The organism is Paenibacillus sp. S150 (assembly GCF_019352175.1).
Taxonomy (GTDB): domain Bacteria; phylum Bacillota; class Bacilli; order Paenibacillales; family Paenibacillaceae; genus Paenibacillus_AQ.
The window spans coordinates 44,157-55,677 of the sequence record NZ_JACBYI010000049.1 but is presented as its reverse complement, the minus strand read 5'-3'; the positions used below and the strand labels follow the sequence as shown (position 1 = coordinate 55,677).

Sequence of the window (11,521 nt, the reverse complement as noted above, 5' to 3'; positions counted from 1 at the left end):
TTTTGTTGTATACTGGTCATTGAGTAGGGCTCCTTTTCTTGGTGACTTTGCAATCCCAAGGATACCCTACTTTTTTGTCGTTTACTAGACTCCCCGATCCTTACACATACTATTTTACGCCATCCCATACGGCTGATTTCGGCCGACTTAGTTGTACTTTTTCCCACTAAGGATGATCCGGAATCCGAATGCGCTGGATTAGTGTTCCTTTTTACCACTAAGGCTGGCTGCCCTTTTTATTAATGTTTCAAGTTCAGCTTATTTAGGGCTGGTTTGGTGGGCAAATGACCCGGAGCAGGTTTGCTTTTCCACTTCGGCCCTCGGAATTGGAAGTCCAGGCCACTTCCCGCAGGGAAAGGCCAGTAACCCATGTAAGACTAAGGATATACACTGGAAAAGCCCTGCTTGACACCTGCCCGCCCCAACACCTGCCCGCCCCAACACCTGCCCGCCCCAACAGCCGGCGGATTACAGATACAGCTCCGGTCTCCGGTCGGAGAAGATCGGAATCTGCACCCGGACCTCGCGCACCTTCTGCAAATCGATCTCGCCGGTCAGAATTTCCTCGCTTCCCGATGCTTCGCAGACCACCTCTCCCCAGGGATCAATAATCATGGAATGGCCGGCAAAGATATTCGCCGGGTCCTTGCCCGCACGGTTGCATGCTGCGACATAGCATTGATTCTCGATGGCCCGGCTGATCAGCAGCGCACGCCAGTGGGCAAGGCGCGGCAGCGGCCATTCGGCACTGATGAACAGCACCTCGGCCCCGAGCGCCGTATGGGCGCGGACCCATTCGGGGAAGCGGATATCGTAGCAGATCAGCCCGGCGCAGCTTGCCCCGTCCAGCGTGAACAGCCCTTTGGCTGCGCCAGGCTTCAGGTACAGATGCTCATCCATCAGCCGGAACAGATGCAGCTTGCTGTACTCGCCGGCGAGCTCTCCGGTACGGTTGAACACATACATGCTGTTGGTGATGCCGCTGACATGCCTGCTGGCGACGGAGCCGGCCACAATATGGATGCCCAGCTCACGGGCCAGGCCTGACATCACAGCCTTGGTCGTGCTGCCCTCAGCATCGGCAATTTCCGCAAGCCTGGTTAAATCGTATCCGGTCGTCCACAGCTCGGGAAGAATTACACATTCCGTGCCTTCAGCTGCCGCCTCGCGGATTTTTCGTTCTGCGGCAGCATAATTCACCGCTGGATTGCCAAAGGCTATGTCGAGCTGAAGCAGGGAGATTTTCATGAACGGGCCTCCTTAGGTTGTGAGCCAAACTATACTTTGATTGTACGGGCAAGCATCCGCCCCGGCAAGGAAATCAATAGAGCGGAATTATTAGTTGACGGGTCAATGATAAAGGTGTAAAGTGATGCTTGTCAAAAGAATTTTGTGCAATCTATTTGTGTTAGGGGGTTAATCTTGACTGAACATTTGCCTGGGGAAGAACGCATCTTTGAACGGCTGCAGGCGCTGAACAAGGCGATTACGCCGACCTTCGAGCGCTGTGCGGGCATTAGTCCCACCCGTCTCCGTCTGCTCCACGAGTTGTTCCAGGGTACTGAGATCAGCCAAAGCTCGCTGCAAAAGCAAATCGATATTGATGCCGCCGCTGTCACCCGCCACCTGAAGGGGCTGGAGGAGAACGGCATGATTTCCCGCCGCAACAATCCCGCCGACAACAGAGTGACGCTGGTCTCCCTTACCGTACAGGGAAGAGAGAGAATCCGCTCTTACAAGGAAGAGAAGAGCCGGTTCATCGGCAGCCTGCTCTCCGGTTTTGATGAGCAGGAGCGTGCAGCGCTCGCAGAGCTGCTTGCCCGGCTGCAGTATAATATCAATTTACTGTAGCTATAACCTATAATCAAACTATAATGAAGGAGTTAACCATTCATGAACACTGTCAAAACCAATGATTTCAACAGCATTATCACAGGACGCCGCTCGATCCGCAAATATGACACCTCCGTCAAAATCAGCCAAGAGGAAATGACAGAGATTCTTACCGAAGCCACATTGGCGCCCTCATCGGTGAACATGCAGCCTTGGCGTTTTCTGGTGATTGAGAGTGCAGAAGGCAAAGCCAAGCTGGCGCCGCTCGCCAAATTCAACCAGCAGCAGGTAGAGACCTCTGCGGCTGTGATTGCGGTTTTTGCAGATATGAACAATTTCGATTATGCCGAAGAAATTTATGGTGCGGCTGTTGAACGCGGACTGATGCCTGCTGAAGTCAAGGAAAGACAGCTGGCTGTTCTGGGAGCACATTTTGCTGCGCTGCCGGCTGATGTCAACAGAGAAACAATTATGATTGACGGCGGACTGGTCTCCATGCAGCTGATGCTGGCCGCCCGTGCCCATGGCTACGATACCAATCCTATCGGCGGCTTCGAAAAGGACCAGATTGCCGAAGCCTTCGGCATGGACAAGGAGCGCTATGTTCCGGTCATGCTGATCTCCATCGGCCAAGCCGCAGATGCTGGCTATGCATCCGTACGTCTGCCTATCGACACCATTGCACAGTGGAGATAGGAGCCCTGGCTGGCTCACAAAACTTAAGCGAATGCCTTCCGAAGGAAGCTTGTACGAAGTTTAATCAGAATAGCAATCCTAACAAGCTGGGCCGATGCTTCCGAAGCGGGTTTTGTAGGAAGCAACCCCAGGCTGTTTAACCTTTACAAAACTTTGAGGAGGACTAGAAATGATCATTATTCATGCCGTAATGCAGGTGAATCCCGAATTCAAGGAGAAATTCCTGGCTGAGGCCAGTCAGCTGCTGGCCGCAACGCATAAGGAAGAAGGCAATCTCTCTTACGAGTTGTACAATCATTTCGAGCAGGAAAACACGTATATCATGGTGGAAACCTGGCGCGATTCGGAGTCGGTATCCAGCCACAATGCAAGCCCCCACTTTACCGGGTTTGCGGCCAAAGCGCCTGAATTCCTGACTGCTCCGCTTGATGTCAAGGTATTCAACGGCGAGCCGGTCAGCAAATAACGTTCAGCCGGAGAGGATGAGTTCTGAATTGAATCATTTTGAGCCTTCTGCCTTGCTGCAGTCTTTGCCCAAGCAGTTTTTTGCCGCCCTTGTCGCCAGAGCCGGCAGCGCTTCGGCGGCGGGGCATGATGTGATCAATCTGGGACAAGGCAATCCCGATATGCCTACGCCGGATCATATTGTCCAGGCGCTGCAGGCGGCAGCGGCCAATCCTCAGAACCACAAATATCCGCCGTTCCGCGGTGACCGTTACCTCAAAGAGGCGGCAGCCATGTTCTACAAGCGGGAATACGGAGTGGTGCTGGAGCCGGACAGTGAGGTTGCGATTCTGTTCGGCGGCAAAACCGGGCTGGTCGAGGTGGTCCAGTGTCTGCTGAACCCGGGCGATACGGCGCTTGTGCCCGATCCCGGATATCCCGATTACTGGTCAGGCATTGAGCTGGCCCGGGCAATCATGGAGAAGCTGCCGCTTACTGCGGATCGGGGATTCCTGCCCGATTATGCGGGCATTTCCCCTGAAGCTGCGGCTGCAGCCAAGCTGATGTTCCTTAATTATCCCAACAATCCGACCGGAGCGGTGGCTACGGAGGCCTTCTTCCGTGAAACAGTGCAGTTTGCGGAGCAGCACAACATTTGCGTAGTGCATGATTTTGCCTATGCCGCGATCGGCTATGACGGACGGCGTCCGCGCAGCTATCTTCAGACGCCGGGAGCGAAGGACAATGGCATTGAAATTTACACCCTTTCCAAAACCTACAACATGGCCGGCTGGCGCGTAGCATTTGCTGCCGGCAATGCCAGTGTCGTCGAGAGCCTGAATCTGCTTCAGGATCATATGTATGTCAGTCTGTTCGGAGCGGTTCAGGAAGCGGCCGCGGCCGCATTGTCGGGGCCGCAGGCCTGCGTTCAGCAGAACCTGGACCGTTATGAAGCGCGGCGGAATATTCTGATCGGCGGACTGCGTAAGCTCGGCTGGAAGGTGGAGGCACCGGGAGGCTCTTTCTTTGCCTGGCTTCCGGTTCCGGCCGGCTATACCTCGCAGAGCTTTGCCGATCTGCTGCTGGATGAGGCGCATGTGGTGGTGGCGCCAGGGACCGGCTTCGGCGAATACGGCGAAGGCTATGTGCGGGCAGGCCTGGTAAGCGATGAAGCCCGGCTGGCGGAAGCTGTGAACCGGATTGCAGGGCTGCAGCTCTTTGCTCCGGAACGGTGATAAGCGGCTGGACGTAATAATAAGATTTCACTCAGCAGGGGGAGTATCCGGAGCCGGAGAGGCTCCGGATACTCCCCCTGCTTGTCTTGTGCAGCCTCCGTGAATTATACCTGATCGCATAATGGGCTGGATGTCATGTATAATAAGCAGTAAATCTTAGCAAATGGAGCACAAAGTGATGAAGATCAAGATCTTGAAGACAGGCCTGAAAAGGGACGAGGTGTTTTTCGAGGCGGATGCCGGTGAAGGCAGGGGCATCTGGTGCGGGCCTCCCTTGAAGCCGGGCGACGAAGCTGCGGTGGAATTCGAAATTCCGGCTCTGCTTATGCGCTGGGTGGACATCGTTCCGGCAGGGGGAGCCGGGCATGGCATCCGTATGGATGGTCATGATGTGGTCTTGACGGGCGTGCTGGACAATATAGAAGAAGACGGAACAGGCTGTCTGCAGCTGGACGGGGAGCCGATATTATTTGAATGCCTCGGCGAGCCGATGGCGCTGGGCAGCCTGGTGGAAATCCGTACCCGCGAAATCCGGCTGTATCCATTCTTGCTGCAGGCTGCTTCTCACACCTGACTCCAATTTCCTCTGTTAACCGGAGGTGCGCTATCCCGCACAGTGTCCGGCTGTACCTGACAGTTTCCCCTATCGGCATAGCCACTCCCGGCTAAATAAGCTAAGATAAACTAGAAACAAGAAGTAAGCTATGAGGAGCAGAGGTTCAATGAACAGCGATATTCAGCAATTCAAGACGGAATTTTTTAAGGCGCTGGCTCATCCGATGCGGATTCGTATTCTGGAGCTGCTGAGCGAAGGCGAGAAGAATGTGAACGAGCTGCAGGCCATACTTGGGTCCGAGGGGTCTGCCGTATCCCAGCAGCTTGCCGTGCTCCGCGCCAAAAATGTGGTAGCCAGTGTAAAAGAAGGCACAACGGTGATTTACTCGCTGCGTGATCCTCTGATCAAGGACCTTCTGGGAGTCGCCAAACAAATATTCGACAACCATCTGGTGAACGCCATCTCCCTTCTGGAGGGAATCCGCAGCGAATAACCCCGGGGTCTCCCGGGGTGGATTTCCCGTTGACAAGAGAGGCTTGCAGGAGTAATGTTGCTCTTATATTCAAATAATCAGATATTTAGAGAAAAGAAGGTTAAAGGATGATAGGGTGGGGCCGTTTTAAAGGCTATAATATTGCTTCGCTGCGCAAGGATCTCATCTCAGGGGTAATCGTCGGCGTTATTGCCATCCCTTTGGGGATGGCGTTTGCCATTGCTTCGGGCGTGAAGCCGGAGTACGGAATTTATACAACCATAGTCGCGGGGATTCTAATTTCTTTGTTCGGCGGTTCAAAATTTCAAATTGGCGGGCCTACGGGTGCGTTTATTCCTATTTTGTTCGCCATTGCCATGGAGTATGGCTATGAGAACCTGCTGCTTGCCGGGATGATGGCCGGAGTAATTCTCGTGCTCATGGGCCTGCTGCGGCTGGGGGTGCTGATCAAGTTTATTCCCAAGCCCGTAACGATCGGATTTACTGCAGGCATTGCCGTTATTATCTTCAGCGGACAGATTGCCAATTTCCTCGGCCTGAAGGATATGAAGCGGCATGAAAGCTTCATAGACAACATGAAGGAGATCGACCTGCATATTTCAACGATTAATCTGTACAGCATACTTACGGCGGCGATTTGTCTGGCTGTGCTTGTACTCGGTATGCGGTTTGCGCCAAAAGTGCCCGGGGCACTGGTCGGACTGCTCTGCGCAACCATCATAGCCGCGCTGTTCTTCAGCGGCAAGGTGACTACGATTGGCTCCGCCTACGGGGACATCCCCAACACGCTGCCGAGCTTCCATTTCCCGGTCATCACCTGGGACCGGATTAAGCTGCTGCTTCGTCCGGCTTTTGTCATCGCTATGCTGGGAGCGATTGAGTCGCTCTTGTCCGCAGTTGTAGCGGACGGGATGGCTGGCGGCCGCCACAACAGCAACCGTGAGCTGATCGGGCAGGGGGTTGCCAATATAGCCGCTCCTCTGTTTGGCGGGATTCCTGCTACCGGAGCGATTGCCAGAACCGCCACCAATATCAAGAGCGGAGCCGCTTCTCCCTTGTCGGGTGTGATCCACGGTGTTGTGGTATTTCTGATTCTGCTGCTGTTTGCCCCTTATGCATCAAGTATTCCGCTCGCCGCGATGGCGCCAATCCTGATGGTGGTGGCGTGGAACATGAGCGAGCGCAAGGAATTCCTTCATCTGCTTAAGCTGAAGACCGGAGATTCGCTGGTGCTGTTTATTACCTTTCTGCTGACTGTCTTTGCCGATCTGACAGTGGCGGTGGAGGTTGGACTGGTGCTGGCAGTGGTCTTGTTCGTCAAACGGATGGGTGAGGTGCATCTGGTGTCCAAGGTATTGCCTGATCCCTCTTCGGTAAAGGTAGAAGCGCATATGGTTACGGACAGCCACGATTGTCCGCAGATCGGCATTTATAATGTGGAGGGACCGCTGTTCTTCGGAGCGGCCTACCGGTTCGAGGATACCATGCCGGGATTTGGGCCGGATCAGCCGAAGGTCATTCTGCTGCGGATGGGGAAGGTGCCCTTTATCGATACTACCGGCGAAGCCAATCTGGCGGAACTGGTGAAGGAGCTGCATGAGGACGGAGGCCGGCTGATGATCTCCGGGATTCAATCCCAGCCGCTGGAGCTGCTCAAGAAGACCGGGCTGTACGACAGAATTGGGGCTGCGCAGTTTTATGAGCACACCGGTGAGGCAATCAATGATGCACTCAAGGTTATCAACTACAATAAATGCCTGGGCTGCCGGCATGCCGCCTTCAGGGAATGCGGAGCCTTTTCCGGACTGGATGAGGCCGTTGGACGCAATGCCTTCAAGGGGCGAGTGCCCGCAGTGGCACGTAAGCTGAGCGGTGAATTGTAGCCGCTGAACAGTGTGTTTGAATCATTCCTGACATCGGCGGCATCCTGCGACAGCGAGGCCTTCTCTTCGTTCCGCAGCCAGCAGCAGCCAGCAAAGCAGCGATTTTCCCGTTACTTGGAGAATCGCTGCTTTGTGTTTGCGCCCCTTTTCCGCTTGCTACTGCCTTTGAATCCGCACCGCGAGTGCGCCTGCGCCTATGATTCCGCCTGCTGCACTTCAATCCCTTTGTCCCAATCCGGCGCCGGAACAAGCTCATGGCGGCCCTGTTTGTACAAGGCACAGAAATATTTGTACAATTACAGGGAGAGAATCGACGAATTCATACCGATAAGGAGATTAACACGCTTATGAAGGAATTGAATTACATTAAGGTATTTCTGCTGTTGGCAGGATTGTCCCTGGCAACGCTTGCGGTCTACGGCGTTGTATCGCAGCGGACGGATACGTTCTACAAGTTTCTAATCTGGAATTTGTTTCTGGCCTGGCTCCCATTCGTCTTCTCCATGGCTGCCCATGAGCTGGATAAACGAAAAATCGGCGGGCTGCTGATGCTGCCGCTTGGCATAGCCTGGCTGCTGTTTTTTCCGAACGCGCCCTATATTATGACGGATCTGGTGCACCTCACCATCCGCAAAAATCTCTACTTCGTCGGCGGAACGATCCAGAGCCGCTATTGGTATGATCTGATTACGCTGCTGCTGTTCACCTGGAGCGGCTGGCTGACCGGATTTTTCTCCCTGTACCAGTTCCAGGCCGTTATTTACCGCAAAACCAATCTGCTGCTCTCCTGGATCTTCGTGCTGTCCGCCTGCGCGCTCGGGGGTTATGGCGTACTGCTCGGCAGGGTCTACCGGCTGAACAGCTGGGATGTGCTCACCGACAGGCATCAGCTGTACCAGCTGGTTGCCGACAGCCTGAACTGGCAGTCGGTCTTCTTCAGCCTGTTCATTGCCTTTGTGCTGCTGGCTATTTATGCGACGATGTACTGTCTGCTGAATGTGCTGGGCAGAGGGAACGAACGAGCCTATTCTACTGGCGGCAGAAGATAATCCTCTCCGTCCGGATGATACTGGTAGCGCTGAAGATCAATCGTTCCCTTTGCATCAAAAACGATGCCTTCCCCCAGCAGATATAATCGCTGCAGCGAGCCGGATTCGTCATCGGTCAGGGCGATTTCCCCTTTGACATTCACCACTCTGTGCCAGGGCAGCTTGTATTTGCGGCTCATGGAATGAAGAATGCGCACTACCTGCCGGGCCCCTCTGGGGCTTCCTGCGGCGCGGGCGATGCCTCCGTAGGTCATAACATAGCCTTCAGGAATTGAGCGGATGACGGCGATGACCTTTTGTGTAAATGGCGTCATGAACTGTACTCCTTTTTCCATGAATAGGATTTATATTTTGTACACTATCGTCATTCTTATAACTGAATTATATCAGAAGTCATCTGCGGAATAACTGAAGATAACACTAAGATTAACCCCGCTTATGGCGGGGTTATTTGGCCTTGAACCGGATATCTGAAATTGGCTTCCCGTCCGGCTGCCGGCAGAGGCAGCCGCTCCTGCGCAGAACGGCGCAGGCGCTTCCAGCTTCCTGCTAAGTATAATTCTGGCGAATAGAAGAAGCGCAGTCAGGGGATAATCAGATCAAAACAATTGTGACAGGAGTGACTGCTGTGAAGAATACAGACGCTGCCAAGAGCGGCGGCCAGGATCCCCGCAAGATATCCTCTTCTCAGCCGCTAAGTCCCTCGCTGGACGAAACTGTGGCTTTGTTCCAGCAGGTCTTCAGCAACGATGGGACTCTGCGGGTGCGGGTCATTGAGAATAACCATGGAACACCGGTGCGCTGCGGCCTGATCTATGTGGACGGAATGATTGACAGAGATCTCATACAGAATGGGATTACCCGGCCGGTAATGACTTATCCCTTCAGGGAGGAAGACCATGGCAGCCCGGCTAAGCTGATGGAGAAAATCCGCACGGAGATTATAAATATCAGTGACATTATGATTTCTACGGAGCTGGATGAATTAGTAGGGGCGGTCGTAGGCGGCAAAACAGTATTTCTGTTAGACGGATATGCAGGGGCGCTGAATATTAATGCGCAGGGCTGGGAGACGCGGGCCATCGAAGAGCCTTTGACGGAAAAAGCGGTTAGGGGTCCAAGGGAAGGCTTCAACGAGTCGCTGCTGGTGAATTTGACTCTGATTCGCCGCCGAGTGCAAAATCCCGACCTGAAGTTTGTATTCAGAGATATCGGAACCCGTTCCAAGACGCAGATTTGCATCTGTTATATGGAAAGCCTGGCTTCACCGGATATTTTGAAGGAGCTGGAGGGCAGACTGGACCGGGTGGAAATCGACCATATTCTGGATAGCGGTTATCTGGCTGAGCTGATCCGCGATGAGCCCTATTCGCCCTTTGAGATGATTGGCAACACCGAAAGGCCCGATTCCCTGGTCGGCAAAATTATGGAGGGGAGAATCGCCCTGCTGATTGAGGGCAGCCCCTTTGCGCTCACACTGCCATATGTGTTCGTGGAGAATTTCCAGGCCAGCGAGGATTATTACATTAATTTTTATTTCGCCTCTTTCAACCGTCTGTTAAGAGTAATAGGCGCTTTCATGTCAGTCAGTATACCTGCTGCCTATATTGCACTGGTCACCTATGCCCAGGAAATGGTTCCTACGCTGCTGCTGCTCAGCATTGCCACCGCGAGATTGTCCGTTCCTTTTCCGACGGTTGTCGAGGCGCTGCTCATGCTGACAATCTTCGAGATTCTGCGGGAAGCCGGGGCGCGGATTCCGACCTCAATCGGGCAGGCGGTAAGCATAGTAGGCGCACTGGTGCTGGGGCAGGCGGCGGTCGATGCGCGGATTGTCAGTGCGCCGATGGTAATTGTCGTAGGGCTGACCGGCATCACGACCTTATTGAATCCCCGGCTCACCGGCCCTTTGATTATAGTCCGGCTGGGGTTGCTGATCAGTACCTTTTTCCTCGGCATATACGGCTATTTCTTCGGGCTGCTTGGCCTGGTGATTCATCTGATGGGACTCCGCTCCTTCGGGGTTCCCTATATGCTGGGGGTGGGGTCCATCCGTCCGCAGGATATTAAGGATACGGCCATCCGGGCTCCCTGGTGGGATATGTATCTGCGTCCGGCGATTATCGGTGCGCGCAATATGAAGCGGAAGCCGCCCAAGAAGCCGGCTAAACGGGCATGAGAGGATTCCGCAAACTGATGTTTGTCCTGATCTCCGCGCTGTTGCTGCCCGGACTTTCCGGCTGCTGGAATTATGCCGAGGTCGATGATATGTCCATCGTGGCCGGTGTGGCAATTGACAAGGATGGTGATGAAGGCAAAATCCAGCTTACGACGGAGATGGTGGACAACAAAGGAGGGCTCGACCAGAATCAGGCTGGCTTCAAAATGCTGAGTCTCAGCGGAGATACCATGTTTGAAATTGTACGGGATATGATCTCGCTGACCGGCAAAAAGCTGTTTTGGAGCCATGCGAAAGCGATCATCTTCAGCGAGGAAATTGCCCGGGACGGATTAACCAAAGTTATCGACTGGTACAGCAGGGATACAGAAACAAGATCGGATGTGTTTATCTTTGTGTCCGATGAGAAAACAGCCAGAGAAGTTCTTAATCTGAACAGTACTACAGAAGCGATCATGTCGTTTGAACTGGCACAAATGATGCGTGACGAACAGTTTACCAACAAAGCTCCTGTAGTTGAAATATGGGATTTTATCGACAAACTGGAAACTTCAGGAAACAATGCGATAGCGCCGCTGATTAGCCTTCATGAGAAAAACGGACAGAAAAATGAACGTGTTGACGGGACGGCGGTATTTGTAAAGGACAAAATGGTGGGTAAACTGGATGGAGAAGAAACCCAAAGCATGCTGTTTGCCAAAGACAAAATTCGCGGAGGTGTGCTTGAGGTGAACAATGCGCATGAAGTTCCTTCCTATTCGCTTGAAATTTTGGAGAGCAGGACCAAAGTCAAGCCTAAGCTGGTGGACGGCAGAATCCGTCTGCAGCTTAATATAGTCACGCATACCGGACTGGATGAGGTTATGACCTCCAACGGATTTTCGGAAGAAGAAAGTATAAAGGCCATTGAGCAGAGGGCTGGCGAGGCTTTGGAACAGAAGGTTCTCTCGGTCATCCATAAGGTACAGGAGAAATATCAGGCCGACATATTTGGCTTCGGCGAGGCCGTTCATAGGAGCTTGCCCAAAACATGGTCCGGAATCAAAAAAAAATGGCCTGAAGAATTCACCCGTCTGGAAGTAGACGTACACACCAAAGTGATCATTCAGAGCACCGCCAAAACGTCGCGGGCCATCAAGCTGGGAGATTGATT

General features: G+C 53.4%; 12 protein-coding genes. 10 read left to right on the top strand and 2 right to left on the bottom strand.

Annotated elements, in window-relative coordinates:
- Positions 1–468 precede the first annotated feature (468 nt).
- Positions 469–1,248, bottom strand: coding sequence for a carbon-nitrogen family hydrolase (locus HYD27_RS28025; RefSeq protein ID WP_219220848.1), 780 nt, complete (start codon positions 1,246–1,248; stop codon positions 469–471).
- Between the two features lie 174 nt (positions 1,249–1,422).
- On the opposite strand from HYD27_RS28025, the gene HYD27_RS28020 reads away from it, so the two are divergent.
- The 8 genes from HYD27_RS28020 (at position 1,423) to HYD27_RS27985 (ending at position 8,189) form a co-directional block, all read left to right on the top strand.
- Positions 1,423–1,851, top strand: coding sequence for a MarR family winged helix-turn-helix transcriptional regulator (locus HYD27_RS28020; protein WP_219220847.1), 429 nt, complete (start codon positions 1,423–1,425; stop codon positions 1,849–1,851).
- Positions 1,852–1,893: 42 nt separating this feature from the next.
- Positions 1,894–2,529 carry a nitroreductase family protein gene (locus HYD27_RS28015; protein WP_219220846.1) on the top strand — a complete coding sequence of 212 codons (636 nt, stop codon included), beginning with the start codon at positions 1,894–1,896 and terminating at the stop codon, positions 2,527–2,529.
- 169 nt (positions 2,530–2,698) lie between these two features.
- Complete coding sequence (locus HYD27_RS28010; protein WP_219220845.1) at positions 2,699–2,995, top strand: putative quinol monooxygenase; 297 nt, start codon at positions 2,699–2,701, stop codon at positions 2,993–2,995.
- A 28-nt stretch (positions 2,996–3,023) separates the two neighbouring features.
- Entirely contained in the window at positions 3,024–4,208 is a 1,185-nt protein-coding gene (locus tag HYD27_RS28005; protein ID WP_228745393.1) for a pyridoxal phosphate-dependent aminotransferase, read from the top strand.
- A gap of 178 nt (positions 4,209–4,386) precedes the next feature.
- Positions 4,387–4,782, top strand: coding sequence for a hypothetical protein (locus HYD27_RS28000; RefSeq protein ID WP_219220841.1), 396 nt, complete (start codon positions 4,387–4,389; stop codon positions 4,780–4,782).
- A 148-nt stretch (positions 4,783–4,930) separates the two neighbouring features.
- Entirely contained in the window at positions 4,931–5,257 is a 327-nt protein-coding gene (locus HYD27_RS27995) for an ArsR/SmtB family transcription factor (protein ID WP_219220840.1), read from the top strand.
- Between the two features lie 107 nt (positions 5,258–5,364).
- Positions 5,365–7,140 carry a SulP family inorganic anion transporter gene (locus tag HYD27_RS27990; protein ID WP_219220838.1) on the top strand — a complete coding sequence of 592 codons (1,776 nt, stop codon included), beginning with the start codon at positions 5,365–5,367 and terminating at the stop codon, positions 7,138–7,140.
- Between the two features lie 347 nt (positions 7,141–7,487).
- A complete protein-coding gene (locus tag HYD27_RS27985) occupies positions 7,488–8,189 on the top strand; it encodes a DUF1361 domain-containing protein (RefSeq protein ID WP_219220837.1) in 702 nt (233 codons plus the stop codon).
- On the opposite strand, the gene HYD27_RS27980 is transcribed toward HYD27_RS27985, so the two are convergent.
- Positions 8,165–8,503 (bottom strand): MGMT family protein, encoded by a 339-nt coding sequence (locus tag HYD27_RS27980; RefSeq protein WP_219220834.1) that lies wholly within the window; start codon positions 8,501–8,503, stop codon positions 8,165–8,167. The genes HYD27_RS27985 and HYD27_RS27980 overlap by 25 nt on opposite strands.
- Positions 8,504–8,817: 314 nt before the next feature.
- Between HYD27_RS27980 and HYD27_RS27975 the strand changes: the two genes are divergently transcribed.
- Together HYD27_RS27975 and HYD27_RS27970 are read left to right on the top strand one after the other, a co-directional pair.
- Positions 8,818–10,368, top strand: coding sequence for a spore germination protein (locus HYD27_RS27975; protein WP_219220828.1), 1,551 nt, complete (start codon positions 8,818–8,820; stop codon positions 10,366–10,368).
- Positions 10,365–11,519 carry a Ger(x)C family spore germination protein gene (locus HYD27_RS27970; RefSeq protein ID WP_219220827.1) on the top strand — a complete coding sequence of 385 codons (1,155 nt, stop codon included), beginning with the start codon at positions 10,365–10,367 and terminating at the stop codon, positions 11,517–11,519. Before HYD27_RS27975 ends, HYD27_RS27970 begins: the two co-directional genes overlap by 4 nt.
- The last annotated feature ends 2 nt before the right edge of the window (positions 11,520–11,521 follow it).